The organism is Mycobacterium sp. SMC-21, from assembly GCF_045310825.1.
In the GTDB taxonomy this organism is placed as follows: Bacteria; Actinomycetota; Actinomycetes; order Mycobacteriales; family Mycobacteriaceae; genus Mycobacterium.
On record NZ_JBJIAO010000007.1, the window covers coordinates 12,971 to 39,205 of the forward strand.

Genomic DNA, 26,235 nt, shown 5'->3' on the forward strand with positions numbered 1-26,235 from the left:
TGCCGCTATTTCGCGGTCAGCAGCAGGTATTGGGATGCCATTCGTTGTGTGGCGTCGAACGGCTGCAACGAGGAAGCCACGTACACCCACCTATCGAATGACGCGGTGCAGTCGTAGACAAGCGCTTTCACTTCCGCATAATTGATCGCCCGGCACTTGGCCGCGGGGAGTCCGGGTACGGTCGGGCCAGGTTCGCTGGGGCTGCTACCGCCAGGCTCGGCGAGCTTCTGCGCGAGCTGCGCCGCGGTCGTGGCGTCTTTGGCCCGGTAGAGGTAGGTACCGCGTACCGAGATGACGTCGACGCCGGCTGCCGTCAATGCCGCGGCGGTTTGGACTGGGTCGTCTTCGAAATGAAGGAGGCCGCGTGGCCCCCACAAGCCCTGGTTTGCCTTGTGTTCCTTGGTGGGCACCGTCCTGCTCAACAGTCCTTCTGGATCGGTCTGCATGGTGGCGAACTGACTGGGATCGGTGGGCTTGAAGTTGTCGATTCGACTTGCCTGAAGGTCTAACGACTTGGTCGCCAGTTGCAATGAAACGCCGGGGCTTTCCTGTGCTGTGCCGCTTTGAATCAACACATATGGGCCATGCGGGGAGATGATCGAGGTGGCGAACGTTCCATCAGGCATGGTGACTTGGAGCGCCTGCGATTCCGGATGTCCGGGTATCGGGAGATTGAGTTTCGTCGAGGGATCGTGGATGCCCGGGTGCCGTGTGTAGAAACCAGATGCTGCGGCAGCCGCTTCGTCGGGGCTTGGAAAGCGCAAAACGGTGTTCTGCAGTTTGCGGAGGTGGTCGGCGTCGACGTCCGTGTGGCGGCCGGAGCCGAATCCGTAGATCAAGTGGTGCTGTTGCGCCAGTTGGTCGAGCTCGGGCGACAGGAGCGATACGACACTGAACAACAGACCGGTCGAAGTGAAGCCGACGTGCAGTAGCTGCGGGTCAATCTCCCATGGCCCGACCACGTAGTCACCCATGCGTTCGCCGTCGATAATCCGGCCGCTCTCGGGCCCGGGTTTCATGGCTGGTCCGGGCTTCGGCACCGTCGGGTAGTTGCCCGGGTTCAGCAGGCTGACTATGGCGTCACCCGGCTTGAATGACGGGTCTTTCGTGGCATCGCCGGTCGTCACCGTGGTGCAGCCGGCCAACAGTGCCACGGCCGCGGTCGCCGCGGCCAGCTTGGCGATCTTCATTCAGTGACCGCTACGGCTGGGCGGGCGGATTACCGGCCGTGATCTCGGCGACGAGCTCGTTGAGGCGGGCCCGGTCGGCGTTGATGGACTCGGTGGCCTTCGCCGTCGCGTTGCCCAAGGCCTCGTTGATGCGGGCTTCGACGGTTTCCGCGCCGAGGCGCAGCAGGCCGTCCTCGATGAACAGGTCCGTCAGCCAGTGGTGGCCGTTGAGCGTGACCTCGACGGTCTTGGCCTCGTCGGTCGCGGTGAACGACTCGGTGTTCATCTTGGCGAGCTGCTCGTCCATGACCGACTGCAGACGCTGGGCCTGCTGGAGAACCGCAGCGACCTCGGGGTGCATCTCGATCATTTGGTGTCCTTCTTGTCATCGATCTTGGTGCGACGCCGGTGTCCGATGACGCCGTCGGTGAAGGCCCGGTCCTCCTTGTACAGGACCTCGTCGGGCGACAGGTTCGCGTTGCGCTTCTTCTCCTTGCCGCCTTCGCGGCCAGCGCCGTGGCCGCCCATGCCGCCACCCATGCCGCCACCCATACCGCCGCCGCCGACCGGAGGGCGGCCCGCGGCCTGGCTGGCGCCACCGGCTGCCGCACCACCGGCACCCACCGCGGGCGCGACGGCTGCCGGCTGCATGGGCTGGCCGCCCAGCCCACCGCCACCGCCTCCGGACCCGCCGCCCGCGCCGCCGCCCGCGGACGCCGGGCTCACGCCGGGGCCGTCGGGCAGACTCGGCATCTCCGGCTTGTCGCCGCCCAAGCCGCCGGGCATGCCACCGCTCGGTGAACCCTGTCCGGAGCCGCCTGACGGCGAGCCGCCACCGGAAGGTGAACCGCCAGAGGGTGATCCGCCGCCTGCGGGCTTCTGCTCACCGGCAGAAGCCGGGCTGACGCTCGGCGACTCCGGAATCGATGGCGTCGCACCACTCGGGGTGCCACCGCCGCCACCGGCCGATGGTCCACCTCCACCAGGTCCTTGGGGCGCGCCTGTGCCGTTGCCGTCTTTCTTCGCCACGTCTCCCGGCTTGACGGCCGGCCACGGGCTCGACCCGAAGTTGGGTGGTGGCGGGGTGACGAGGGATCGGATCGTCGCCTGCTGCGCGTACTTGGCTCGTACGGTGTCGGATTCTTGCTGCTTGGTGGCGTGGCCGGTGAAGAAGTCGTATGCCGCCTGACCGACTGTCGCGAGCACGCTGGCGTTCTCGTAGTCCGCCACGTCCTGCATGCTGGGATGCTCGGGTCGCCTGCCGCCATGGATCGTGGATAGTTCGATGGCCTGGACGGCCAGGTTGTTCGCTGCCGCGGTCATCGCCGTCAGCCACGTCGAGTAGTCCTTCAGCGCCGTCTCCGCGGCTTCGGCAGCGTCGCCTTCCCACTCGACGCCCGCCATGTTGAACTTGCCGTTCAGTTCAGCCAGTTTCGCTGCCACTGCAGTCATTTTCGCGCCGAACTCGATCATCGAGGCGCCCTGGTCGCCGCCGTTGATCTGCTTGGCGGCCACCTCCCAGTCCATGCCGGGATTGCTGGGGTGCGATTCGGCTCCGCCAAGCGATTCGAGCATCCAGGGCAAGCTGCCGACCGGGTCTGAAGGGGCTGGTGCCGGGGGCAGGTTGGGCGTGATCGGTGCACCACCGCCAGCGCCCAGCTCGGTGGCATTGATGCCGGATTTCCCGGCTGCGTCGGCAGCGTCGTAAGCCGCGGCGGCCGCCCGTAGGCAGGCCGCCAGTCGCCGATTCTGAGCCCGCCCAGCCTTGAGTGCGGCGTCGAGCTGCTGCAGGTTGTTCTTGAGGAAACCGGTGGCCTCTTGCGCGATGGTCAACTCGCATGGCGCATTGGGCGCCGGCGGCAAGGTCGGCAGGTCTACGTCGACTTCAGCGGCCTTGGCGTTCAGCGTCTCCGAGGAGACTTTCAGTTTTCCAGCCATCTACTTGCTCCCCCTCACTTCTCCAGCGCCATCTGGAACCGGCTCTCCTCGCGCGGGTTGATCAGCTGGATGGGCAGCTGACGGTGGCGCGGGGTATCGATGAAGTTGTGGCGCAACAGAATTCGTGAAATACCCGGGTGTGGACCGAGGTAGGTGGTGGCGTTGGGCCACACCACCTTCGGAACGTTCCCGATCCGGGCGTTGATGAACCCCGCGAATTCCTTGAACTGCGGCGCCAAGGTGACGACGGCCCCTGCCGCCGCCGAGCGGACCACGAACTGGGTGAACACGTGTGCGTCGCCGAGGTTGATCGTCGAGTCCACGTTGTCGAACGGCATGTACACCGGGTAGCGGTCGGCGGTCTCCCCCACGAGGACGCCGGCCGAGCCGATCGGCAGCTCGTAGTGCCGGTCGGTGATCGGGCTCAGCCCCTCCAGCGCGGCGCGTTGGCCACCGAACAGACACGAGAAACCGCGCGGCGTCGTCGGCGTGGCCAGCGTGGTCAGCAGCACGGTCGCCGTCGGCGCTTGACCCGGCTTGACCCGGACGCGGGTGATCGTGTGGTCGGCGCGCGCCGACCACCACATGTTGGGACCGCCGGGTGCCGAGTAGGCCGCGGTAAATGTGCTGCGGCCCTTGATGGTTGACCACGTCTCGCGCTCGAAGCTGATCGCGGTCGCGCGGTCGTACTCCTCGAAGCTGCGGGCGGGGCGGGCGTCGATGCCGTGGCTGGCCAATTGATCGGCGATGCGGGTGGTGGTCGCCACCAGGTAGCTGGCCAGGCCGGAGACCCCGGTGCCGCGGCGCAGGGCCGACCGGCGGGTCTCGTCGGGGTCGGCGCGCAACACGATCCAGGTCCGCCGGTTGGCGGGGGCGGCGTAGGGGCCGACCACCTGCTCGTACAGCGCGACGACACTCGAGGGCGCGGTCTTGCCGACGCGGTAGCCGGCCGAGACGATGTCCGCCTCGAGATCCGGTGCGTGCGCCGCGAGCAGCTGCTCCACCAGTCGGGTGTCGAGGTTGTCGTCGGTGAAGGCCTCGCCGTTGACGATGACGGTCGGGGTGAACGAGCGCGGCACCAGTTCGACAAGCGAGACCAGGTGGTCACCCAGCCAGCGCACCGCGACGTGGTCGCCGGGCATGACCGTCGCGCCGACGGCCGGTTCCGACGGTGCCGGCGGGGCGACCTTGCGTCGGCGCTGCCAGGCGAACATCGCGGCGATCCAGCCTGTCAGCCGCCGCCCGCGGATGGCGAGGACCGAGAACAGCGCGATCAGGACACCGAGGGTGATGCCCAGCCACAGCAGATTGAAATGCATGCACAGCAGCACGACCGCCGGCACCAGCGTTGCCGCCCACAGCAGGTGCCCCGTGGTGAAGCGGAGCCCGAAGTGCCTCATCGGCGCCTCAGCGCACGGCGGGTCACCGCACCCAGGCCGAGCAGCACGATCAGCGCGGCACCGGCCACGACGACCATCGTGATCGGCCCGCGGTCCGGCGGCGGGATGTACACCGGCGGCGGAATGCTCTTGACCTGGTAGGGCGCCTGCTTGGGGCCGGCGGGAACGTCCCACGTCAGCGCCGCCACCGGGTCGATGACACCGGCGCCGACGTAGTTGTCCACTCCCCCACCGGGATGGCGTGCCGTCGCGGTGATGCGGGTGACGATCTGTGCGGCGGTCAGGTCGGGGAAACGCTGCCGCAGCAGGGCCGCCAGGCCCGAGACGTACGCCGCGGCGAACGATGTGCCGTTGATGGGGATGGGGCCGTCCTGTCCGTTCAGCGCGTTGACGGGATTGCCGTCGTAGCCCAGTGCGGTGTCGCCTTCGGCGGGGGCGGCGGCACCGACCCAGGGGCCGGACATCGAGAAGTTGCTGGGCTGGCCCTGCGGCCCGATGCCGCCGACGGTCAGCACCAGCGGCGAGTACCAGGCCGGCGAGACGATGGTCTGCACCTGCTTCCAGCCCCGCGGGTCCGACGGCACACTGACGTCCGGCGGCGGGTTCTGGTTGCAGTCCTGGCCGGTGTTGCCGGCGGCCACGATGACCACGGCGTTCTTGACGTTCACCGCGTAGGCGATGGCGGAACCGACGCCGGTCTCGTTGATGGCCCGGGTCACCTTGTAGCAGGCGGCCTCGGAAATGTTGATGACCTGTGCACCCAGGTTCGCCGCGTGCACGATGGCGCGAGCGAGGCTGCGCAGCGACCCGGCGGTCTGGGTGGTGTTCGGATCGTTGGGATCGCTGCGGGAGTCTTTCGGCTGAAATGCCTCCGAGGTCTGGCGCAGCGATAGGATGCGGGCTTCGGGCGCGACGCCGATGAACGCGTCCGTCGGTGCCGGACGGCCGGCGATGATCGACGCGGTCAGGGTGCCGTGGGCATCGCAGTCCGACAGGCCGTTGCCGCCCTTGTCGACGAAGTCGCCGCCGGGCTCGGCGGGGACCCGCGGCGAGGCGTTCACGCCGGTGTCGATGACGGCGACGGTGACGCCTGCTCCCGTCGCAAACTTCTGTGCCTCGGCGAGGTGCAGATAGTCGGCCGCCCACGGCTTGTCGGCGAAGTTGGTGTTCGGCAGCACGGTCGGTGCGGAGCAGATCTTGCGCTGCTCCATCGGCTGATCGGGGCCGGTGTCGTCGGGCGGGACGGCGCCGGGGTCGATGGCCGGCGGTTCGATGGCGAGTGCGGGCGGGGCGCTGGCGACAGCCAGCAGCAACGCAGCAGCTACGGCGGCTAGACGACGCACGAGCAACCGCCCCCACCATGGGGACGACCGCTCGTGATGTTCCGAGTCCCCCGTGACATTTTTCCCGCTACGACACCGCCGCGAACCGCGATGCCCTCCCCATACGCATGTAGCACGAATTCATACTAGTGGTGCGTAGTGGGGGCTCTGTGCGCTTTCTGTGGCTGCTGGGAGTGACCCCGAGCCGTGCCCGTCAGGCGTCGAGGTCCTGTGCCACCAGGTCAGCGACGGTGGCCAGGGCGGTTTCGTCGTCGGAGGCCACCGTCACCTGCGCTCCGTTGCCTGCCCCGAGCGTCATGATCATCAGTGCCGAGCCGGCGTCCACGGGTTCCCCGCCGTCGACCGCGAGGGTGACCTGGGCACCGGAATTGATGACGGCCTCGGAGATGACGGCCGCCGGACGGGCGTGCAGGCCGATGGCGGATCCGACGGTGACGGTCTTGCTGGGCATTGCTTCTCCTTGTGATTGTTGGGTTTGTTGCTTGATCGGGACGTTCTAGCTGTTGGCCGGCTGCAGGGCCGCGGTGGTGTCGACCGGCGGGAGCGACCGGCCGGCGCTCTTGGCGGCGATCACCGCGAGCGCGCTGCAGACGGCGCCGACGACGACGGCCACCACGAACCAGATGAGGTTGCCGATGGCGAAGAAGACGAAGATGCCGCCGTGCGGTGCCTTGGAGGTCACGTCGAACGTCATGACCAGGGCGCCGGTCACCGCGCCGCCGAACATCATCGACGGGATGACCCGCAGCGGATCGGCGGCGGCGAACGGGATGGCGCCCTCGCTGATGAAGCATGCGCCGAGAAGCCATGCGGCCCGGCCGTTTTCGCGTTCGGGTTCGGTGAACAGCCGGGGCCGGACCGCCGAGGCCAACGCCATGGCCAGCGGCGGCACCATTCCGGCGGCCATGACGGCGGCCATGATCCGCAGCGACGCGACGTCGGTGATGTTCAGTCCGGCGGCGGCGAAGGAGTAGGCGGCCTTGTTGACCGGTCCGCCCAGGTCGAAGCACATCATCAGGCCGAGGATGACGCCCAGCAGGATCAGTGAACTGCCGGACATGCTGCCGAGCCAGTGGGTCAGCCCGGAGGTGACGGCGGCCAGCGGACGGCCCAGCAGCAGGAACATCGACAGGCCGACGATCAGCGAGGCGCCGAGTGGGATCACCACCACCGGCATCAGGCCGCGGAACCACTGGGGCACCTTGAACGAGCTGATCCACAGGGCGGCGAACCCGGCGATCAGGCCGCCGACGATGCCGCCGATGAATCCGCCGCCGACGGTGACGGCCACTGCGCCCGCGGTGAAACCCGGTGCGATACCGGGGCGGTCGGCGATGGCGAACGAGATGTACCCGGCGAGCGCGGGGACCAGGAAGCCGAAGGCCAGCCCGCCCAAGGTGAAGAGCACGGCACCGAGGTACTGCATGAGCCCGCCTGCGGGCAGGTTGGTCAGCGAGTTGGTGGTCGCGATGATGTGTGCGAGCGAATCCGATTGCCCGGCAGGCTTGTTGGCGATCTCATATCCCGCGAACAGGAAGCCGAGCGCGATCAGCAGACCGCCGGCCGCCACGAACGGGATCATGTAGCTGACGCCCGTCAGCAGGATCTGGCGCAGCCGGGTGCCCCAGCCCAGCCCGCCGCGAGTATCGGTGGTGGCGGCCCCGGCGGTCTCGCCCTGGACTCGGGGGGCCTGCGGATCCTTCGCCGCGGCAACGGCTTCGGCAATCATGGTGTCGGGTTCGTTGATGGCCCGCTTCACACCGGAGGCGACGACGGGCTTGCCGGCGAAGCGCTGCTTGTCCTTGACCCCGACATCGGTGGCGAAGATGACGGCGTCGGCCGCGGCGATGGTTTCGGGGGACAGTGGGGTGGACCCGGACGAGCCCTGGGTTTCGACGCTGAAGTGCACCCCGGCGCGGTCGGCGGCCAGTTTCAGGGCATCGGCGGCCATGTAGGTGTGGGCAATTCCGGTGGGACAGGCCGTGATCGCGATGATCGAGGCCGTGGGCGCCGGTTCGGCAGCAGGTGCGGCGGGGGTCGGCGCCGGGGGTGTGACCGCGGCTGCCGGTGTCGGGGCGACCACGCCTTCGACGAGTTCGACCACCTCATCGGCGGTGCCCGCGCCCCGCAGCTGTTCGACGAAGTCCTTGCGGACCAGGGCCCGGGCCAGGCTGGACAGCAGCTTCATGTGCTCGGCACCGCCGGAGTCCGGGGCGGCGATGAGGAAGGCGAGGTCGGCGGGGCCGTCGGGTGCGCCGAACGGGACCGCGGGCGCCAGGCGGGCAAACCCGATCGTCGGTTCGTCGACGTGGGGCGATCGGCAATGGGGGATGGCGATGCCGCCGGGAAGCCCGGTGGCGGACTGGGCTTCGCGCGCCAGGGCGGCTTCGACGAGTCCGTCTCCGTTGGTGGCGCGGCCTGTTTCGGCCATCCGGGCGGCCAGCAGTTCGATCACATTCTGCTTGTCGGGGCCGGCGTCGACGTCGAGTGCGACGAGGTCCGAGGTGATGATCGGCATGGGTGTTCCTTTTGAATAGAACGGATCAGAGGTGGGCGGAGGCGGACGTGACGGCGTGGACCTGAACGGCTTTCACGTCGATCTGGTCCGGGCCGGGCAGTGCGGAACCCGGCAGGGCGGCAGCGGCGCTGCCGTACGCGACGGCGGTCTGCAGCCGCTGCGCGGGTGCGGCACCGGCGATGGTGGCGGCGAGATAGCCCGCGAGCGACGCGTCACCCGCTCCGACGGTGCTGCGCGGCACGATCGACGGGGCCGTGGCGGCCCAGGTGCCGTCGCGGTCGACGAGGACGGCGCCCGCGCCGCCGAGGGTGACGAGCACGGTGCCGGCCCCGCGGTCGACGAGCTGCCGCGCGGCGGATACCACCGGCATCGGATCGCCCTGTGCGGCAGCGTCTTCCAGCTCCGATGCGGAGCGCCCGGTCAGCCAGGCCAGTTCCTCGGAGTTCGGTTTGATGAGGTCGGGCGCCGCGGATTCGAAGGCTTCTGCCAGGGCGGTGAGCGGACGTTCGGAGGTGTCCACCGCCACGCCGCATGGCAGTGCCGCCAGCCGGGCCGCGATGCCGGCGTACCAGTCGTCGGGCACCCCGGGGGGCAGCGATCCGGACAGCACGACCCAGGTGGCCCCCGCTGCGTGGTCGCAGACGGCGGCGGTCAGGGTCGCCAGTGCGGCGGCATCCAGGTGGGCCCCCGGCTCGTTGAGTTTGGTTGTGGTGCCGTCTTTTTCGGTGATGGTGAGGTTGCTGCGCACGGTGCCCGGGATGGTGATGTTGTGGAACGGCACGCCGCGCGTCGTCAGCCCTGTCAGGATCGGATCGTGGTCGGCTGCCGGCAGCAGCGCGAGGGTGTCGACACCGTTCTGGGTCAGTGCGCGAGATACGTTGACGCCCTTACCTCCTGGCTCGGTGGAGACGGGGGTGAGGCGGTGCACCGCTCCCCTGGTCAGCGGCTCGTCGAGCGTGACGGTGCGGTCGAGGCTCGGGTTCAGGGTGACGGTGACGATCATGATTCACTCTCCGCGCAGATGACGTCGACGCCGGCGTCGATGAGCTCTTGGCGCTCGTGGGGGCGGATATCGGTGTCGGTGACGACGGTGCGAACCGCCGACAGCGGCGCGAAACTGACGAGGTCTTCCCTGCCGAACTTGCTCGAATCCGCCGTCACCACAACATGGTTGGCGCAGTGGACCATGGCGCGCTTGATGGCGGCCTCGTCGCTGTCCGGGGTGGAGAAACCGTGTCGGACGCTGATGCCGTTGGTGCCGAGGAAGGCGACGTCGACGCGCAGTGAGTCGAGTGTCCGCAGGGCCTGCTCCCCCACCACGGCCTGGGTGAGGCTGCGGACGCGGCCGCCCAGCAATTGCAGGGACACCGTCGGGTTGGATGTCAGCTTTGCGGCGGCGGGAATGGAGTTGGTGATGACGACGAGGTCGCGGTCGGTGGGGATGAGCTCGGCGATGCGCGCGGTGGTGGTGCCGGCGTCGATCAGCACCGTCCCGCCGGTGGCGGGCAGGAAGGCGACGGCTGCGGCCGCGATGGCGGCCTTCTGCTGGGTCTGCGTGGAATCGCGCTGGACGACGCCCTGCTCGACCAGGTGCAGGGTGCGGGCGGGCACCGCTCCCCCGTGCACGCGCCGGATGACGCCGGCCTTGTCGAGGACGTCGAGATCGCGGCGGACGGTTTCGGTGGTGACGTCGTAGGCCTCGGCCAGGTCGTTGACCGAGGCGCGGCCGTCGGCGAGGACTCGCGCGGCGATGGCTTGCTGCCGCTCTTCCGCGTACATGACCCTCCAATTGTGTGGGAATCCATCCGGTTCGATCTTTGTATTGTTTGTTTTACGCTTGGATGTGTTGACTTGTCAACGGTTCGGAGTAATCTACATCACATGAGCCAGACATTTGTGAGCCCGTCGCCAAGGGTCGTCGACGTGGAAACCAGCAGTGCACCTGTAGTCCTGCGCGGCGTGCCCGCCGTCGGCGGAGTGCGGTACGCGCCGGTGCTGTGGCCGGGTCCCCGGCCCGCGCCGGAGGCCGATGACGGCGCCGCCGAGCTGGAAGAGCCGGAACGGGCGGGGGAGCGGGAGCGCTTCGCCGCGGCTTCGTCGGCGGTCGCGGACCGGCTCCGCAACCGCGCGGCGCGCGCGACCGGCGCGGCGGCCGAAGTCTTGGCCACGACGGCGACGCTCGCGCAGGACCGGGCCTGGGCGGCGGCGACGGAGAAGCGCATCGCCGACGGCATGTCCGCAGTCCGCGCCGTCGTCGCGACCGCGGACCAGTTCGTCGAGATGTTCACCCGCATGGGTGGATTGATGGCCGAGCGGGTCGCCGACCTCAGGGATATCCGGGATCGGGTGATCGCGGATCTGCGTGGCCTTCCTGAGCCGGGGGTGCCGGTGCCGGATGTGCCGTCGGTGCTGTGTGCCGAGGATCTGGCGCCTGCGGATACTGCCGGCCTGGACCCGAATCTGGTGGTCGCGTTGGTGACCAGCCTGGGTGGGCCGACCAGTCACACCGCGATCATCGCCCGTCAGCTCGGCATCCCGTGCGTCGTGGCCGTTTCCGGGCTGGAGAAGGTGCAGCCGGGAACGATGGTGCTGGTGGACGGCACCAACGGCACGGTGGAGATCGAGCCCGACGCGACCCTGGCGGCCGCGGCCGTGGCCCAGGCGCGCCGCGAGGCCGACCTCGCCGACAGCTGGCGTGGCCCGGGCGTCACTGCTGACGGCCATCGAGTCGCGGTGCTCGCCAACGTGCAGGACGGTGCCGCGGCGCATGCGGCGGCGCAGACGCCTGCGGAGGGCATCGGTCTGTTCCGCACCGAATTGTGCTTCCTGAACCGCGATCTCGAACCGACCGTCGACGAGCAGGCGCAGATCTACGGCGACGTGCTGGCGGCATTCCCGGACCGGAAAGTGGTGGTGCGCACGCTCGACGCGGGTTCGGACAAGCCGCTGCGTTTCGCCGGGCACGCCGATGAGGCCAATCCGGCGCTCGGTGTCCGCGGCATCCGCATCGCCCAGGGCAATCCGGAGCTGCTGACCCGCCAACTGCAGGCCATCGCGGCCGCGGCCGACGCCACCGGCCAGCGTCCGTGGGTGATGGCCCCGATGATCGCGACGCCCGCCGAAGCGAAAGCCTTTGCGGCACAGGTGCGGTCGTTCGGCCTGACGCCCGGAGTGATGATCGAGGTGCCCGCCGCGGCGTTGTTGGCGGATCGGATTCTGCGACACGTCGACTTTTTGTCGATCGGCACCAACGATCTGACGCAGTACACGATGGCGGCGGACCGGATGTCGGCCGACCTGGCCACGCTCAGCGACCCGTGGCAACCGGCGGTGCTGGCGTTGGTGGGTACGGCCGCCAAGGCGGGTGCCGAGCAGGGCAAGCCGGTCGGGGTGTGCGGGGAGGCCGCGGCCGATCCGGCGCTGGCGTGTGTGCTTGTCGGATTGGGCGTGACGTCACTGTCGACGGCGGCTGCTGCGGTGCGTGCGGTCGGCGCCGCGCTCGCCGGGGTGACGCTCGAGCAGTGCCGGGCGGCCGCGGAAGCGGCGCTGGCGGCCGAGTCGTCGGCGGACGCCCGCAGCGCGGCGCTCGCTGCGCTGGCAAGCCGCTGACCAGCGGTTATCGGATGCGCACAGCACCCGGAATTAATCGGACTGCAGTCCGGTTATAGGTGACATGCCTGCTATCACCGCTGACACGATCAGCTTGCCGCGTATTGCTTCCGCTGCGCCGAGTGACACAGAACGCCCGGTGCGGTCCATCACCACCGGCCCTCGTGGCTATGAGGGCGAGGGCTTCCCGGTGGTCCGAGCCTTCGCCGGGGTCAGCCCGGCCGACCTCGACCCGTTCGTCCACCTGGACCAGATGGGTGAGGTCGAGTACGAACCCGGTGAACCGAGGGGCACCGACTGGCACCCGCACCGCGGGTTCGAGACGGTGACCTACATGATCGACGGCCGCTTCGCCCACCAGGATTCCCACGGTGGCGGCGGTCTGATCACCGACGGTGCCACGCAGTGGATGACCGCCGGGTCGGGCATCCTGCACATCGAGACGCCGCCGGCCGAACTGGTCGAGAGCGGCGGACTGTTCCACGGCCTGCAGCTGTGGGTGAACCTGCCCAAGAAGGACAAGTTCGCTGCCCCCAGGTACCAGGCCATCGAGGGCCCCGACGTCACCCTGTTGTCGTCGGACGACGGCGGCGCGCTCGTGCGCGTCATCGCCGGCGAGATCGGCGACGCCAAGGGCCCGGGCGGTACGCACACACCGATCACCATGGCGCACGCGACGATTGCGCCCGGCGCGCGCCTCGACCTGCCGTGGAACCGCAACTTCAACGCGCTCGTCTACATCCTGTCCGGACGTGGCAGCGTCGGACCCGTCGGCCATCCCATCCACCAGGGTCAGCTGGCGGTGCTGGGGCCGGGCGACCGGATCACCGTCGCCGCCGACGAAGGCCAGGATTCCAACCGGCCCGCGCTCGAGGTGCTGTTGCTCGGCGGTCAGCCGATCCGGGAACCGGTCTTCCACTACGGCCCGTTCGTGATGAACTCCAAGTCGGAGCTCATCGAGGCGTTCGAGGACTTCCAATCCGGCAAGTTCGGCACGATTCCGCCGAACGCGTTGAAGCCGCACCGCCCCGGGCACTGATCACGCGGGCGCGGTCTCCGGGTAGAGGAGTTCGAGCTCGCCGAGGCTGGCGGCGACGGTCACCAGAGGCAGCGCGGCCTCGACCGACAAGTTTCCGCCGCCGGTCTCGGCGCGCAGGGCGAGCACGAAATCGTCACTGATGGGTGTGCGCGCTGCGGCGTCGGCGTCTTCGGTGCCCATGATCCGGGCGCAGATCGACGCGGTGTGCGCTTCGAGGACCTCGCGGGCGGCGCGATACGGGGCCAGGGGCGGTGGCACGACGTCAGCGATGAGGTCGGCCGCCGCCCGCAACCGGACCGTCTGATTGGCCGCCCGGACCACCGGCGCCCGCAGTTCTGTCGCCCCGCTGCTCTCCGAAAGGAAGTGGCGCACCGCATCATCCACGGTCCGGGAGGCCGTCAGCGCGTCGAAGCTCAGGGCGTGCACCCGGTCTGTGGCAGCCTCGGAGGCGCCGCGGGTCACTCGCCGCACGGCCGCGGTCAGATACCGGGTACCGGCGACGCGCGCCGCTTCCAGCGCGCGCTGAACGACCGCCGCCGACCCGCGCGGCCACAGCAGCAGCGACACCACGATGCCGACCGCGGCACCCACCAACACGTTCTCGAGCCGGATCAGCCCGACGCGCCAGCCGGCCGGGCTGATCAGGTTGTAGATGGTGAGCACCAGCATGGTGAACATCGCCTGGCCCGCCACGAACGAGAACACATCGGGCACATAGGCCGAACCGAACGCCACGATGGGCAGGACGAACCACAGCAGGACGGGGTTCGCGCCGATCAGGTGGATCACCACGGTGCCGAGGAGGAATCCGATCGCGGTGCCGCCAACGGCGCGCAACACGCGGGTCCCGGTGGTCAGCGCGCTGCTGCGCAGTACCGACAGCGATGCCATGGCGATCCAGAAACCGTGCTGCAGGGGAAACAGATGGACGACGGCCACCGCAACGGCCAGGCCGATGCCGGTACGAAGGCTGTTCTGAACCACCACCGCTCGTGTCGCGACGAATCCCGACGGGATGGCTGACACGGCCTGGGATTCGGACAGCACGCGGTCGAGGTTCCCGGCCGCCGGCAGTCGCCGACCCAGGACGCGGGCCCACACCGGCCGGGCGTCGGCGTCGGCTGCCAGTCCGATGACGCGTCCGGTCGCCCCGATACAGGCCGAGAACGTGCGCAGCCGCAACAGCTTTCGGCCCGTCGCGACGGCCAGCAGGTCGTCCGGTTCGGCGCGGATCAGCTCGATGTCCTCGCGGTAGCGCCCGCGCGTGGCGGCCCGATGCGCGGTCAGGGCGTCGGCCAGGTCGGCGCGGTAGCGATCGCGGCCCGCGGCGCGCGGTGTGCTCAGCACCCGGGCGCAGTCGTTCAGTACCCGGATGGCCGGTTCGCGGGTCTCGGCGAGCAGGGAGCCGGTGGCGTCCGTGGCACGGTCGCACAGCCAGCGCAGGTCGTCGACGACCCGCACCAGGGCGCGGCTGCCGGCGGTCAGACCGACCGGGCGGAAGTCGGCGCCGAGGAAGTTGTCGCCCAGCACCTCCATCGCATCGAAGAGCTCCTGCGCCGTCGCGGACCCCTCGAGCCGGGCGGCCAGCAGGCGGCACACCTGCGCGGCGTGCTTGCGCAGGTCGTCGTGATGCGTGGGTGGCAACAGGAACAGCGCGGCCGGGACGGCAATGGCCCAGGCCACGGCCCAGCCGAGCAGTCGATCGGGGACGGGTCCCGCCGGCGTGCACACCGGCAGCACGAACGTCATCAAGGTGGAGCGCTGCCCGGCGGCGATGATCTCGCTGAGGACACCCGAGAACGTCACGAGCAGCCCGATGGCGAACATCGCCGGCACCGCCAGCCACGGATGGGGGGACAGCAAGGTGCCCAGCGTGATCAGGACCGCGCCGTTGAAGCCGAGCCCGGCGTAGGCCAGCGCCCGCGCCGGCCGGTTGCCGGGGAAATCCACCACCACCAGCAGCGCGACGGCGCCGAAGATCGCGAACATGGTCGTCTGCGACCGGCTTCCGACGGCGGTACCGACGGCCAGTCCGACGATCGCGACGACCGGGAGCACCACACCTGCGCGGGTCGCGCGCCGGAGGGCGTCGTATTCGGGGTCCTTGTCGCGCAACCGGCTGACGAGCTGCTGCCGGCGCAACGCCGGCGACTCTCGCGACACCACGCCCGCCATGGCGCCCAACATTAATTTGGCTGACGTCGACATGCGCCGGCAACAACACGCCTGTGGCCGCGGTGTTTCGCAGGCGCCGGCACACCGGCGGTCGTTCCTGGCCGGGCTACCGATCGGCGCCGGCCCGCGGCCGGGAACCGCACGCCGTGCAGCTTTCGGTTGTTGACAGATCTGCAAGTTTGCTGGGAGCAGCAATTTCGACGGCTGTCCCGCGCATACGAGCAGGGTCGGGCCGAGATCTATGGCACAATTTGACGATGCCGTACATCGCCACCCGTGGCCCGGGTCGCCCTCCCGCGGCGAAGGCGGCCGAAACTCGTGAGCGCATCCTGCGCGCCGCACGCGAGGTTTTCAGTGAACTTGGTTATGACGCAGCAACATTCCAAGCCATTGCGATCCGTGCGGATCTGACGCGCCCAGCGATCAACCATTACTTCGCGAACAAGCGTGTGCTCTACGGCGAGGTCCTCGATCAGACCAACGCCATGGTCGTCGCTGCGGGCCGTCGCCGGGCCGAGGAAGAGACCACCTTCATCCGGCGCCTGTCGTCGTTTTTCGTCGCCGCCATCCAGGCCGATTCCGAGGACCGGTCCGCTGCGGCGTTCCTGGTGACCTCGATCCTCGAGGCACAGCGACATCCCGAATTGCGCCAGGAGGAACACGACGCGCTCGTGGCCTCCCGTGACTTCGTGACCTGGGCCGTCACCGACGCCGTCGAACGCGGCGAACTGGCCGTCGACACCGAGGTGTCCACGGTGGTGGAGATGCTCATCGCGGTGATGTGGGGCATGGGGTTCTACGCCGGCTATGTCGGCAGCCACCAGGAGCTGACCGCCGTCATCGAGCGGCTCGAACTATTGCTGGCCAACAAGCTGTGGCAGGTCACCGAATAGACCGGCATCAGCTGGTACACCTGGTACATGGGCAGCGAGCGCTCCGACGACGACACCTGGGATATCGCGAGCAGTGTGGGTGCGACGGCGGTGATGGTGGCCGCCGCGCGGGCCGGGGAAACCGAACGCGATGACGCGCTGATCCGCGATCCGTTCGCGAAGATCCTGGTGGCCGGCGCGGGTACCGGCGTGTGGGAGACGATCCTCGACGCCGATTTCAACAACCGGATGGCCGGCGCCGATCCCGAGGTGGCCGCGGTCCTCGAGCACATGGGCAACTACCAGGCGGTGCGCACGCACTTCTTCGATGCCTACTTCGCCGACGCCGCCGCGGCCGGTATCCGTCAGGTGGTGATCCTGGCGTCCGGGCTGGATTCGCGGGCCTACCGATTGGACTGGCCGGCCGGCACGACGGTGTTCGAGATCGATCAGCCGAAGGTGCTCGAGTACAAGGACGAGACCCTGAAGGCGCATGGCGCGACGCCGGCGGCGACGCTGCATCAGCTGCCGATCGACCTGCGTAACGACTGGCCGAAAGCATTGCGGGAAGCCGGGTTCGACGATTCGGCGCCGACTGCCTGGCTGGCGGAAGGGCTGCTGATGTACCTGCCGGCTGACGCGCAGGACCGCCTCTTCGAGAACATCACCGCGCTGAGCGCGCCGGGTAGCCGCATCTCGGTCGAGACGGTCGGCGAGCACGCCGCCGAACGACGCCAGCGGATGCGGGACCGGTTCGACAAGCTCGCCGGCCAGTTCGGCATGGGGCAGGTGATGAACGTGCAGGATTTGATGTACGAGGATCCCGATCGCGCCGACGTGGCCGAGTGGCTGGACGCGCACGGCTGGTCGTCGACGTCGGTCACCTCGCAGGAGGAGATGCGCCGGCTGAATCGTTGGGTGCAGGTCGATACCGTCGATGACAAGGCGTTTTCCACCTTCGTGACGGCGCGCAAGGGCTGATCGCCAGCAGTTGACCCTTCTGCCCAACCGGCTGGTTGGTTAGGATTCCGGTGTTGCCTGGCTCACGTAAGGACGTTCGTCATGACCACCGAATCTGTCGCACCCGTCGCGACCACTGATATTCCGGCTGTCGTGGCCGGTCTTCAAAAGACTTACGCCACCGGGCGCACCCGCGACCTGCAGTGGCGCAAGCGCCAGCTACTTGCGCTGGCCCAGGCGATGGAGGAGAACGAGACGGCCATCGCCAAGGCGCTGGAGGCCGATCTCGGCCGCAAGCCATTCGAGGCCTGGCTCGCGGACAGCGTCGGCACCATCGCCGAGGCCAAGGACGCCGCCAAGAACTTGCACAAGTGGGCGAAACGTCGCTACCGCCTGCTGGAGCGCTCGCAGCTGCCCGGCCGCGGCTGGGTCGAGTACGAGCCCTACGGCACGGTGCTGATCATCGGCGCCTGGAACTTCCCGTTCTACCTCACGCTGGGCCCGCTGGTCGGTGCCATCGCCGCGGGAAACACGGTGGTGCTCAAGCCATCTGAGTTCGCCCCGGCCTCGTCGCGGCTGATGGTGGAACTGGTCGAGAAGTACCTGGACACCTCGGCGATCGCGGTGGTCGAGGGCGACGGCATGGTCAGCCAGGAGCTGATCGCGCAGGGCCTGGACCGCATCATGTTCACCGGTGGCACCGAGATCGGCAAGAAGATCATGGCCGCCGCAGCCGAGCACCTGACGCCGGTGACGCTGGAGCTCGGTGGCAAGAGCCCGGTGATCGTCGCGGCCGACGCCGACATCGACGTCGCCGCCAAGCGCATCGCCTTCGCCAAGGTGATCAACTCGGGCCAGATCTGCGTCGCGCCGGATTACGTGGTGGCCGAGAAGCCCATCCGTGACGAGTTGGTCGCCAAGATCCGGGACGCCGTCGTGGCGTTCACCGCCGACGATGCCGACGGTCTGCCGATCGTCACAGAGCGGCAGTTCAACCGGCTCAGTAGCTACCTCGGCACGGGTGGCGAGGTCGTCACCGGTGGCGGCACGAACCCGGCCCGGCTCACCATCCAGCCGACCGTCGTGGTCGACCCGCCGCTCGACGCACCGGTCATGACCGAGGAGATCTTCGGGCCCATCCTGCCGGTGATCACCGTCGACTCGCTCGATGACGCCATCGCGTTCGTCAACGCCCGGCCCAAGCCGCTGGCGGCGTATCTGTTCACCAAGGCCAAGGCCGTCCGCGAGCGGTTCATCCGTGAGGTCCCGGCCGGCGGCATGCTGGTCAACCATCTGATCTTCCAGGTCTCGACGGCGCGCTTGCCGTTCGGCGGCGTCGGACCGTCCGGCATGGGCGCCTACCACGGTCGCTACGGCTTCCTGGAGTTCAGCCACGCGAAGTCGGTCATGACCAAGCCGACGCGGCCCGACCTGGGCAAGCTCATCTACCCGCCGTACACCGACAAGGCGTGGAAGATCGCGCGCAAGTTCTTCTAGAGATCGCAGACCCGGCGGCACGGCGGTCAGCCGGTCGCCGTATACACAAGGGGTGGCCCCACCCGAAAATAGATGGGGCGGGCTGTCCAATTTCTGTTCCATGAGAGGAAACCCATGCCCGGAGTGCAGGATCGCGTCATTGCCGTCACCGGAGCCGGAGGCGGCCTGGGTCGTGAATACGCGCTGACGCTGGCCCGCGAAGGCGCTTGTGTCGTGGTCAACGACCTCGGCGGCGCCCGCGACGGCACCGGCGCCGGCCACAACATGGCCGACCAGGTCGTCGAGGAGATCAAGGCCGCCGGCGGCCGCGCCGTCGCCAACTACGACTCGGTGGCCGAGGCCGAGGGCGCCGAGAACATCGTCAAGACCGCGATCGAGGCGTTCGGCAAGATCGACGGTGTGGTGTCCAACGCGGGCATCCTGCGCGACGGCACCTTCCACAAGATGACCGCCGAGCAGTGGGACATCGTGCTCAAGGTGCACCTCTACGGCGGCTACAACGTCATCCGTGCCGCCTGGCCGCACTTCCGCGAGAACGCCTACGGCCGCGTCGTGGTCGCCACCTCGACCAGTGGTCTGTTCGGCAACTTCGGTCAGGCCAACTACAGCGCCGCCAAGCTGGGCCTGGTCGGCCTGATCAACACGCTGGCCCAGGAAGGCGCCAAGTACAACATCAAGCTCAACGCCGTCGCGCCGATCGCCGCGACCCGCATGACCGAGGACATCGTGCCGCCGGAGGTCTTCGCCAAGCTGTCGCCGGAGTACGTGGCGCCGGTGGTGGCGCAGCTGTGCAGCGAGGAGCTGCCCGAGACGGGCTCGATCTTCATCGTCGGCGGCGGCAAGGTGCAGCGCACCGCGCTGTTCCAGAACGACGGTGTCACCTTCGACCACGTGCCCAGCGTTGACGAGGTGGCCGCCAAGTGGGGCGAGATCACCGACCTGTCGGCCGCCAAGGCTGCTTCGTTCGCGCTCGGCTGATAGGTGAAAGCGCTTGTCGCACAGTCGCTGACGGGTCCATCGGGCCTCGCCTACACCGATGTCGATGACGCCGCAGACCCCTCGGGCAATGCGGTCGTCATCGATGTCGGTGCGGCCGGCGTCTGCTTTCCCGACCTGCTGCTGATCCGCGGCGAGTACCAGCTCAAGCTCCCACCCGGGTTCACCCCCGGCATGGAGGTGGCAGGTACCGTCCGGTCGGCGCCGGAGAGTTCTGGTTTCGTTGCCGGCCAGCGGGTTTCGGCGTTCACCATGATGGGCGGCTACGCCGAGCGCGCGCTGGCGCTGCCGGATTCGGTGATCCCGACGCCCGACGGCTTGGACGACGCCACGGCGGTCTGCCTGCTCGGCAACTACTACACCATGTACTTCGCGCTCGCTCGCCGCGGCAAGCTGCTGGCGGGGGAGACGGTGCTGGTGCTGGGCTCGGCCGGTGGCGTCGGGGTCGCGGCCATCCAGATCGCAAAGGCCATGGGCGCCAAGGTGATCGCCATGGTGCACCGGGTCGAGGCGCTGGACTTCGTGGCCTCTGTCGGTGCCGACGTGGTGCTGCCATTGGCCGACGGCTGGCGCGAAGCCGCGCTGGCGGCGACCGACGGTCGGGGAGTGGACCTGGTGGTCGACCCGGTCGGCGGTGAGGCGTTCGATGAAGCGATTCGGGTGCTGGCGCCCGAGGGTCGCCTGCTGGTGCTGGGTTTCGCTGCCGGACAGGGCATCCCGTCGGTGAAGGTGAACCGGCTGCTGCTGCGCAACATCAGCGTCGTGGGTGTCGGGTACGGCGAGTTCATCCGCCAGGTGCCCGGTTCGGCCGCCGAGGTCGGGGCGGGCCTGGCGAAGCTGGTCGAGGCCGGGTTGCGGCCGCCGGAGCCGATGCGCTTCGCGTTGTCCGACGGTGCCGCCGCCCTGCAGGCGTTGGCAGACGGCAAGATTCACGGCAAGGCTGTCCTGGAGCCGTAAGTGAACACCTTGGGAACAGTGCTGGTGGCGCTGGTCATCGCGATCGGCCTGGTCGGCATCGTGGTGCCGGTACTGCCCGGTGGATTGCTCGTGTTCCTGGCGATCGCGGTGTGGGCGGTGGCCGTCCACACCGCGACGTCATGGGTGGTGCTCGGTGTGGCGGCGGCGTTGTTCCTGGCCGGTGAGGTCATCAAATATCTCTGGCCGATGCGCCGGATGCGTCGCGCCGACGTGTCCACCCGCAGCCTTGTCGTCGGCGGAATCCTCGGCGTCATCGGGTTTTTCGTGATCCCGGTGCTGGGCCTGGCCCTGGGCTTCGTACTGGGCGTCTACCTGTCCGAGTACTCGGCGCTGCGGGACACCAGCCGGGCCTGGACGTCGACCAAGCACGCCATCAAAGGTGTCGCACTGGCCATGGGGGTGGAGTTGACGGCCGCGCTGCTGGCCGCGGCGGCGTGGGTGACGGGATTGGTGGTCGGTAGTTGAGCGCAGAGAGACGGACTTTCGACGCGTCGGCCGGTGAGCTGCTCCTGCACACCGGCGTCACCGGCAGTGCGGCGCGGATGGGACACCGGTTGACCATCGCGATGCGATCGTGGGCGGCGACCGTGGACGTGGACGGAGACGAACCCGTTGCGGTCGAGGTGACCGTCGACCTGGACTCGCTGGACGTGCTGACGGGCGAGGGCGGTATGACGCCGCTGTCGGGTGCCGAGAAGACACTGGTTCGCAACAATGCGCTGAAGACGTTGCAGGCCAAGCGCTTTCCGCGGGCGACGTTCCGCTCGTCGTCGATCGAGCGGGATGGCGACTCGTGGCGGCTTGTCGGGACCCTGGACCTCAGCGGTCAGAGCCGCGAGCAGAGCGTCGTCGTCCACGCGGTGGGGGACGACGCGGACCTGCGGATCACCGGTGAGGCGGTGGTACGGCACAGCGACCATCGCATCAAGCAGTTCTCGATGTTGATGGGCGCGATGAAAGTGGCCGACGAGGTCCGAGTGACACTCACCGCGCAACAGGCGAACCCGACCTAGCCCCTCAGCACCGTCCGCAACCGCCTCACCTGCTCATCGGTAACACCAATGGCGGCAAGGTAATTCGATAGCGAACCATACTCGGCTTCGACGACGGCCAGGGCCGCGTCCAGGTACTCCTCGCGGACGCCGAGCACCTCTTCGGTGAGCCGGGCTTCGGCGAACGTCACGACCTCGGCAGTCTCACCGGCCCGGGTCCGGATGGTCTCGAGGATGCCTTCGCGCAGCTGCGGTACGGCGTCGTTGCTCCGCAGGAAGTCGGTGAGGATCGCGTCACGCTCGATGCCGACGGCCCCCAGCACCGTCGCCACCGTGAAGCCGGTGCGATCCTTGCCGGCGAAGCAGTGCGCGATCACCGGCCGCGAGTCGGCGAGCATCGAAATGACCTGGCGTATCGCAAGATGCGCGCCGGGCAGGGTGGGGAAGCGGCGGTACTCCTCGACCATGAAGCGACCGGCGGCGACGGCGACGTCCTCGTCATCGGGCTTCGCGGTCATCATCTTCTCGAAGGCGTTCTCGTGCGGTGCCTCGGCGGTATCGGTGCCTGCCGCGGCCAGCTCGTGGAACGGCAGCAGGTGGATCGCGACGCCGTCGGGCACCTGGCCTGGGCCGCGGCGCTCGACCTCACGCAGCGACCGGAGGTCGGCTACGTCGGTGATGCCGTAGTGCTGCAACGCTTTACGGCCGTCTTCGACGAGCCCGCTGAGCTCGCTGGAGCGGAACAGCCGGCCGGGGGCGATGCCCGTCTCTTCGGCGACGTCGCGGAAGTTCCAGGCGCCGGCGAGTTCCAGACCAGTGGACCGCATCACTGACCCAACACCGCGGCCGCCAGTGCGGACTTCTCGCGGCCCAGTTCGGCGCGCGCGATGGTGCGCATGTGCACCTCGTCCGGTCCGTCGAACAGCCGCATCGCGCGGTGCCAGGCGTAGAGCCGGGCCAGCGGGACGTCGTCGCAGATCCCGGCGGCGCCGTGCACCTGGATGGCGCGGTCGATCACATCGCACGCGACCTGCGGGGCCACCGATTTGATCTGTGACACCAGGACATGCGCGGCCTTGTTGCCCTGCTGGTCGATGGTCCAGGCGGCCTTCTCACACAGCAGCCGGGCCTGGTCGATCTCGTTGCGGGACTTGGCAATCGACTCGCGCACCACGCCCTGCTCGGCCAGCGGCTTGCCGAACGCCACGCGCTTCTGCACCCGGTCGATCATCAACGCCAGGGCCCGCTCGGCGGCGCCGAGGGCGCGCATGCAGTGGTGGATGCGGCCCGGCCCCAACCGGGCCTGCGCGATGGCGAAACCGGAGCCCTCTTCGTGCAACAGGTTCTCCGCCGGTACTCGGACGTTGTCGAAGACGATCTCGCAGTGCCCGTGCTGGTCCTGCCACCCGAACACCGGCAGCGACCGCTGGATGTCCACACCCGGGGTATCGGCCGGCACCAGGATCATCGACTGCTGGGCGTGCGACGCGGCGTCGGGATTGGTGCGGCCCATCACGATCAGGATTTTGCAGCGCGGGTCGGCGGCGCCGGTGATCCACCACTTGCGGCCATTGATGACGTAGTCGCCACCGTCGCGCAGCATCGTCGTCTCGATGTTGCGGGCGTCGGACGACGCGACGGCGGGCTCGGTCATGGCGAAGGCGCTGCGGATCTCACCACCCAGTAGCGGATCGAGCCACTGCTTGCGCTGCTGCTCGTTGGCGAACAGGTGCAGGGTCTCCATGTTGCCGGTGTCCGGCGCCGCGCAGTTGATGGCCTCGGGCGCGATTTCCATGCTCCAGCCGGAAATCTCGGCCAGCGGGGCGTACTCGAGATTGGTCAGCCCCGACTCCGACGGCAAGAACAGATTCCACAGGCCACGCTTGCGCGCCTCGATCTTGAGCTCCTCGACCACCGGCGGCACCGTGTGGTCCTGCGGGCCCTTCTCCTCGCGGTAGGCGTGGTAGGAGGCCTCGGCCGGCAGCACGCGCTCGGTCATGAACTCGGTGAGCCTGTGCTGGTAATCCTGCGCTTTTGCCGACAACGCGAAGTCCATGACCGCCACGATAAGCCACTTGGTTAGACATGTGGAAGCGCGGCCCACTCCTCGGGAACAACGCGGACGTCACTGAGGTCGATGGCCACCATGAGCTCGTCGGCCAGCGGTCGGCCGGCGGCGTCGCACCGGTAGGCGCGGCGCCGTGTCGGCACCATGATGCCGTCGGCTTCGACGATCTCACTGACATAATGGTGGGCGGCGAACCCGCCGGCGATCTCGACGCGGTAGTCATGGCGCCGGATGAGGAAATCGCTGCCGAAGAAGAAGTCCTCCTCCCGGCTGTGACTGGCGAAGCCATCGGGATAGCGCACCCGCAGGCCGCGCCACCGCTCGCCGTGATCGAGGACGGGTTCGATTTCGGTGACGTCCATGCCCGGCAGTGCCATGAAGAACGGCGTGGTCAGGTACATCCACAACGCGTAGCCGTTGAAGTAGGCCCGCTGTAACGGATTCCACGGTGTGCTCAGCTCGTGGTCGGCGAAAGTTGTTCGCGGATCCGTCTGCACGGCCACCACCCGGCCGTCGAGCTTCTCGATGGCGACGCGAGCCGGGGTGAAGTCGGTGCGCTGATCCGGTGCGCCGAACGGCCGCACCGACGCCCACTGGCGTTGCGTCGCAACGGACATCCGTCGTGGCGCCGGGTCCTGCGGCAGTCCCTTGATGCCGAACAGTTTGCCACCGGTGACGATGGTCGCCTCCACAGAGCTCAGACTGCGCCACCGGTCCAGCCCGCCGTGCGCTTCCAACACCGAGCTCAGCAGATCTGTTGTCATCTGAGGCCTTTCGCCGCCGTTGCCTCCTATGCAACACAACCCGTCGCGGCGTGGCGTCCGCCGAAGGTGGCCCTGTCACTACCAGGAGTCGCGGGGACGGACTGGCGGGCCGTGGGCCGGAATGGTGTCCGGGGTATCCGGCGCTGTGTGAGGCGAAATCTCCCCACCACGGAGCCCGCCGTGCCGCCGAGTGGCAACTGAATTCGATCAGAGGAAAACGAATGTCTACGTATCGCGCCTTTCAGGTGACTGGCCAGGCCCATTTCGAGCTGGTGGAGCGGCCCTTGCTCGAGCCACCTCCGGGTCAGGTGCGCTTCCGCGTACAGAGCTGCGGGGTGTGCCACAGCGACGTCCTCGCCGTCGAGGGCCAGCGGCCCGACCCGCACCTGCCTGTGATACCCGGTCATGAAGCCGTGGGCGTCATCGACGCCATCGGCGCCGACGTCACCGGTTGGCACGTCGGTGACCGCGTCGGCGTCGGCTTCCTCGGTGGCCACTGCGGCGTCTGTTCATCCTGCCGCCGTGGTGATTTCGTCAACTGCAACGATCAGCCCTGGTTCGGCACCAACACCGACGGTGGCTATGCCGAGGTGGCGTATGCCCGGGCCAGCGGACTGGTCCGCATCCCCGAGGGAATCGACTCCGTGGCCGCCTCGCCGCTGCTGTGCGCCGGCATCACGACCTACAACGCTGTGCAGCTGGTCCATGCGGCGCCGGATTCGCTTGTGGCCGTGCAGGGTATCGGCGGTCTGGGACATCTGGGCGTGCAGTACGCCCGCAAGCTCGGCTACCGGGTTGCGGCCATCGCCCGGGGCACCGACAAGGCCGCGCTGGCCGCCGAGCTCGGCGCCGACCACTACATCGACAGTGCGGCAACCGATCCCGCTGAGGCGTTGCAGGAACTCGGCGGCGCTGAAGCCGTCGTGGCCACGGCGTCGAGCGGCTCGTCGATGGCGCCGCTGCTGGCCGGACTGAAGCCGCGCGGCCAGCTGATCGTCGTGGGTGTCGCCGGAGACCCGATTCCGGTGAACACCGTGGATTTGGTCACCGCCAGCCGATCGATCGTCGGCAGCCTCACCGGCACCCCCGTCGAAAACGAGGACGGCATGAACTTCAGTGCCGCGCACGGGGTTGCCGCGATGACCGAGGTCCTGCCGTTCGACGAAGCACCGAAGGCCTACGCGCGCATGATGTCCGGGGACGCGCGTTTCCGCGTTGTGCTCGATATGCAGGACCGGTAGCGCCTGCGTGCTCAGGCAGCTGTCGCGCGGTCGAGGTACGGCGTGATATTGCGCAGTGCACGGGCGACGTAGTCGTCCTTCTCGCCAACGGGTGCCACGTAGCGCAGGGCTTCGACAGCGGCGTCGACGCCCTCGCTACGGGCGATGAGCCACCCCGCCAGATACGCGGACGACAGGCAGCCGCCGGCCGTCGCGACGTTGCCCTTGGCGAACAGCGGTTGGTCAAGAACGTCCACTCCGGCGGCCTGCACCCAGGGCTTGGTCGTCGAGTCGGTGCACGCCGGAACTCCGTCCAAGAGGCCGAGTTTGGCGAGGACCAACGTGCCCGAGCACTGTGCAGCCAACAGTTGCCGGGACGGGTCCAGTTTCAGGCGCGCCATCAAACACTGGTCGGCGACCACCTCGCGAGTCCGAATGCCACTGCCGACGATGACCGCATCGGCGGTGCACGCCTGTTCCAGATCGATGTGGGATTCGATGACGACGCCGTTCATCGAACCGACTCGAGGGCTTGGGCTGGCGATGGACACGCGCCAGTCCGCCTTGCGGACTCGGTTGAGAACGCCCAGTGCGATCAGCGAATCGAGTTCGTTGTAGCCGTCGAAGGTGAGGATGGCGATGTGCATGATCCGAGCCTAGGGTCGCCAATTCAATACGATCAACAAATTGTCATGCA

The 26,235-nt window shown here is 68.5% G+C and carries 24 protein-coding genes; 10 read left to right on the plus strand and 14 right to left on the minus strand.

Annotated elements, in window-relative coordinates; genetic code table 11:
* Positions 1–5: 5 nt before the first annotated feature.
* The 9 genes from ACJH6H_RS09615 to ACJH6H_RS09655 all read right to left on the minus strand — a co-directional run bounded on the left by ACJH6H_RS09615 (position 6) and on the right by ACJH6H_RS09655 (position 10,147).
* On the minus strand, positions 6–1,190 hold the full coding sequence (locus tag ACJH6H_RS09615) for a hypothetical protein (RefSeq protein ID WP_212807859.1): 1,185 nt from the start codon (positions 1,188–1,190) through the stop codon (positions 6–8).
* 10 nt (positions 1,191–1,200) lie between these two features.
* Positions 1,201–1,539, minus strand: a complete 339-nt coding sequence (locus ACJH6H_RS09620; RefSeq protein WP_212807860.1) for a YbaB/EbfC family nucleoid-associated protein — start codon at positions 1,537–1,539, stop codon at positions 1,201–1,203.
* Positions 1,536–3,107 carry a PPE domain-containing protein gene (locus ACJH6H_RS09625; RefSeq protein WP_212807861.1) on the minus strand — a complete coding sequence of 524 codons (1,572 nt, stop codon included), beginning with the start codon at positions 3,105–3,107 and terminating at the stop codon, positions 1,536–1,538. The genes ACJH6H_RS09620 and ACJH6H_RS09625 overlap by 4 nt, the downstream gene beginning before the upstream one ends.
* A gap of 14 nt (positions 3,108–3,121) precedes the next feature.
* Complete coding sequence (gene eccE / locus ACJH6H_RS09630) at positions 3,122–4,507, minus strand: type VII secretion protein EccE (protein ID WP_212807862.1); 1,386 nt, start codon at positions 4,505–4,507, stop codon at positions 3,122–3,124.
* On the minus strand, positions 4,504–5,850 hold the full coding sequence (gene mycP, locus ACJH6H_RS09635; RefSeq protein WP_212807863.1) for a type VII secretion-associated serine protease mycosin: 1,347 nt from the start codon (positions 5,848–5,850) through the stop codon (positions 4,504–4,506). The genes eccE and mycP overlap by 4 nt, the downstream gene beginning before the upstream one ends.
* 193 nt (positions 5,851–6,043) lie before the next feature.
* On the minus strand, positions 6,044–6,301 hold the full coding sequence (locus ACJH6H_RS09640; protein WP_020099974.1) for an HPr family phosphocarrier protein: 258 nt from the start codon (positions 6,299–6,301) through the stop codon (positions 6,044–6,046).
* Positions 6,302–6,346: 45 nt separating this feature from the next.
* On the minus strand, positions 6,347–8,368 hold the full coding sequence (locus ACJH6H_RS09645; protein ID WP_212807864.1) for a fructose-specific PTS transporter subunit EIIC: 2,022 nt from the start codon (positions 8,366–8,368) through the stop codon (positions 6,347–6,349).
* A gap of 25 nt (positions 8,369–8,393) precedes the next feature.
* The gene (gene pfkB / locus ACJH6H_RS09650; protein ID WP_406774755.1) at positions 8,394–9,371 is read right to left on the minus strand and encodes a 1-phosphofructokinase; all 978 of its coding nucleotides are present in this window, start codon (positions 9,369–9,371) and stop codon (positions 8,394–8,396) included.
* On the minus strand, positions 9,368–10,147 hold the full coding sequence (locus ACJH6H_RS09655) for a DeoR/GlpR family DNA-binding transcription regulator (RefSeq protein ID WP_212807866.1): 780 nt from the start codon (positions 10,145–10,147) through the stop codon (positions 9,368–9,370). Before ACJH6H_RS09655 ends, pfkB begins: the two co-directional genes overlap by 4 nt.
* Before the next feature lie 102 nt (positions 10,148–10,249).
* Here ACJH6H_RS09655 and ptsP point away from each other — a divergent pair, with 102 nt between their 5' ends.
* Together ptsP and ACJH6H_RS09665 are read left to right on the plus strand one after the other, a co-directional pair.
* Positions 10,250–11,977 carry a phosphoenolpyruvate--protein phosphotransferase gene (gene ptsP / locus ACJH6H_RS09660; RefSeq protein ID WP_406774756.1) on the plus strand — a complete coding sequence of 576 codons (1,728 nt, stop codon included), beginning with the start codon at positions 10,250–10,252 and terminating at the stop codon, positions 11,975–11,977.
* Positions 11,978–12,041: 64 nt separating this feature from the next.
* On the plus strand, positions 12,042–13,016 hold the full coding sequence (locus tag ACJH6H_RS09665; RefSeq protein WP_406774757.1) for a pirin family protein: 975 nt from the start codon (positions 12,042–12,044) through the stop codon (positions 13,014–13,016).
* Here the strand turns inward: ACJH6H_RS09665 and ACJH6H_RS09670 are convergent, their stop codons facing one another.
* Positions 13,017–15,191 (minus strand): FUSC family protein, encoded by a 2,175-nt coding sequence (locus tag ACJH6H_RS09670; protein ID WP_406774758.1) that lies wholly within the window; start codon positions 15,189–15,191, stop codon positions 13,017–13,019. It abuts the gene before it with no gap.
* Positions 15,192–15,448: 257 nt separating this feature from the next.
* Here ACJH6H_RS09670 and ACJH6H_RS09675 point away from each other — a divergent pair, with 257 nt between their 5' ends.
* From ACJH6H_RS09675 to ACJH6H_RS09705, 7 genes are all read left to right on the plus strand, one after another.
* A complete protein-coding gene (locus ACJH6H_RS09675; protein ID WP_406774759.1) occupies positions 15,449–16,084 on the plus strand; it encodes a TetR/AcrR family transcriptional regulator in 636 nt (211 codons plus the stop codon).
* A gap of 27 nt (positions 16,085–16,111) precedes the next feature.
* Entirely contained in the window at positions 16,112–17,044 is a 933-nt protein-coding gene (locus ACJH6H_RS09680) for a class I SAM-dependent methyltransferase (protein WP_406774760.1), read from the plus strand.
* An 81-nt stretch (positions 17,045–17,125) separates the two neighbouring features.
* A complete protein-coding gene (locus ACJH6H_RS09685; protein WP_406774761.1) occupies positions 17,126–18,520 on the plus strand; it encodes an aldehyde dehydrogenase family protein in 1,395 nt (464 codons plus the stop codon).
* A 114-nt stretch (positions 18,521–18,634) separates the two neighbouring features.
* Positions 18,635–19,498 (plus strand): SDR family oxidoreductase, encoded by an 864-nt coding sequence (locus ACJH6H_RS09690; RefSeq protein WP_212807872.1) that lies wholly within the window; start codon positions 18,635–18,637, stop codon positions 19,496–19,498.
* A gap of 3 nt (positions 19,499–19,501) precedes the next feature.
* A complete protein-coding gene (locus ACJH6H_RS09695) occupies positions 19,502–20,473 on the plus strand; it encodes an NADPH:quinone oxidoreductase family protein (RefSeq protein ID WP_212807873.1) in 972 nt (323 codons plus the stop codon).
* Complete coding sequence (locus ACJH6H_RS09700) at positions 20,474–20,959, plus strand: DUF456 domain-containing protein (protein WP_212807874.1); 486 nt, start codon at positions 20,474–20,476, stop codon at positions 20,957–20,959.
* Positions 20,956–21,507, plus strand: a complete 552-nt coding sequence (locus ACJH6H_RS09705; RefSeq protein WP_212807875.1) for a YceI family protein — start codon at positions 20,956–20,958, stop codon at positions 21,505–21,507. The genes ACJH6H_RS09700 and ACJH6H_RS09705 overlap by 4 nt, the downstream gene beginning before the upstream one ends.
* Here ACJH6H_RS09705 and ACJH6H_RS09710 read toward each other — a convergent pair.
* Genes ACJH6H_RS09710 through ACJH6H_RS09720 form a run of 3 tightly spaced genes read right to left on the minus strand, consistent with a single transcriptional unit; the run spans position 21,504 to position 24,318 of the window.
* Positions 21,504–22,313, minus strand: coding sequence for a tyrosine-protein phosphatase (locus tag ACJH6H_RS09710; protein ID WP_212807876.1), 810 nt, complete (start codon positions 22,311–22,313; stop codon positions 21,504–21,506). The two genes, ACJH6H_RS09705 and ACJH6H_RS09710, sit on opposite strands and share 4 nt — an antisense overlap.
* Positions 22,313–23,530, minus strand: coding sequence for an acyl-CoA dehydrogenase family protein (locus ACJH6H_RS09715; RefSeq protein ID WP_406774807.1), 1,218 nt, complete (start codon positions 23,528–23,530; stop codon positions 22,313–22,315). Before ACJH6H_RS09715 ends, ACJH6H_RS09710 begins: the two co-directional genes overlap by 1 nt.
* A gap of 35 nt (positions 23,531–23,565) precedes the next feature.
* Positions 23,566–24,318: a hypothetical protein gene (locus tag ACJH6H_RS09720; protein WP_212807878.1), complete on the minus strand. Its 753-nt coding sequence runs from the start codon at positions 24,316–24,318 to the stop codon at positions 23,566–23,568.
* Between the two features lie 221 nt (positions 24,319–24,539).
* On the opposite strand from ACJH6H_RS09720, the gene ACJH6H_RS09725 reads away from it, so the two are divergent.
* Positions 24,540–25,559 carry an alcohol dehydrogenase catalytic domain-containing protein gene (locus ACJH6H_RS09725; protein ID WP_212807879.1) on the plus strand — a complete coding sequence of 340 codons (1,020 nt, stop codon included), beginning with the start codon at positions 24,540–24,542 and terminating at the stop codon, positions 25,557–25,559.
* Between the two features lie 11 nt (positions 25,560–25,570).
* Here the strand turns inward: ACJH6H_RS09725 and ACJH6H_RS09730 are convergent, their stop codons facing one another.
* A complete protein-coding gene (locus tag ACJH6H_RS09730) occupies positions 25,571–26,185 on the minus strand; it encodes a DJ-1/PfpI family protein (RefSeq protein ID WP_212807880.1) in 615 nt (204 codons plus the stop codon).
* Positions 26,186–26,235: the final 50 nt, after the last annotated feature.

Bases quoted from the DNA above. Each gene is read 5' to 3' on its own strand.
- ACJH6H_RS09670 (WP_406774758.1), bottom strand. From the start codon at position 15,191: ATGGCGGGCGTGGTGTCGCGAGAGTCGCCGGCGTTGCGCCGGCAGCAG.
- ACJH6H_RS09725 (WP_212807879.1), top strand. From the start codon at position 24,540: ATGTCTACGTATCGCGCCTTTCAGGTGACTGGCCAGGCCCATTTCGAG.
- ACJH6H_RS09640 (WP_020099974.1), bottom strand. From the start codon at position 6,301: ATGCCCAGCAAGACCGTCACCGTCGGATCCGCCATCGGCCTGCACGCC.
- ACJH6H_RS09615 (WP_212807859.1), bottom strand. From the start codon at position 1,190: ATGAAGATCGCCAAGCTGGCCGCGGCGACCGCGGCCGTGGCACTGTTG.
- ACJH6H_RS09720 (WP_212807878.1), bottom strand. From the start codon at position 24,318: ATGACAACAGATCTGCTGAGCTCGGTGTTGGAAGCGCACGGCGGGCTG.
- ACJH6H_RS09730 (WP_212807880.1), bottom strand. From the start codon at position 26,185: ATGCACATCGCCATCCTCACCTTCGACGGCTACAACGAACTCGATTCG.
- ACJH6H_RS09655 (WP_212807866.1), bottom strand. From the start codon at position 10,147: ATGTACGCGGAAGAGCGGCAGCAAGCCATCGCCGCGCGAGTCCTCGCC.
- ACJH6H_RS09620 (WP_212807860.1), bottom strand. From the start codon at position 1,539: ATGATCGAGATGCACCCCGAGGTCGCTGCGGTTCTCCAGCAGGCCCAG.
- ACJH6H_RS09685 (WP_406774761.1), top strand. From the start codon at position 17,126: ATGACCACCGAATCTGTCGCACCCGTCGCGACCACTGATATTCCGGCT.
- ACJH6H_RS09690 (WP_212807872.1), top strand. From the start codon at position 18,635: ATGCCCGGAGTGCAGGATCGCGTCATTGCCGTCACCGGAGCCGGAGGC.
- ACJH6H_RS09680 (WP_406774760.1), top strand. From the start codon at position 16,112: ATGGGCAGCGAGCGCTCCGACGACGACACCTGGGATATCGCGAGCAGT.
- ACJH6H_RS09665 (WP_406774757.1), top strand. From the start codon at position 12,042: ATGCCTGCTATCACCGCTGACACGATCAGCTTGCCGCGTATTGCTTCC.
- ACJH6H_RS09625 (WP_212807861.1), bottom strand. From the start codon at position 3,107: ATGGCTGGAAAACTGAAAGTCTCCTCGGAGACGCTGAACGCCAAGGCC.
- ACJH6H_RS09710 (WP_212807876.1), bottom strand. From the start codon at position 22,313: ATGCGGTCCACTGGTCTGGAACTCGCCGGCGCCTGGAACTTCCGCGAC.
- ptsP (WP_406774756.1), top strand. From the start codon at position 10,250: ATGAGCCAGACATTTGTGAGCCCGTCGCCAAGGGTCGTCGACGTGGAA.
- ACJH6H_RS09675 (WP_406774759.1), top strand. From the start codon at position 15,449: ATGCCGTACATCGCCACCCGTGGCCCGGGTCGCCCTCCCGCGGCGAAG.
- pfkB (WP_406774755.1), bottom strand. From the start codon at position 9,371: ATGATCGTCACCGTCACCCTGAACCCGAGCCTCGACCGCACCGTCACG.
- eccE (WP_212807862.1), bottom strand. From the start codon at position 4,507: ATGAGGCACTTCGGGCTCCGCTTCACCACGGGGCACCTGCTGTGGGCG.
- ACJH6H_RS09645 (WP_212807864.1), bottom strand. From the start codon at position 8,368: ATGCCGATCATCACCTCGGACCTCGTCGCACTCGACGTCGACGCCGGC.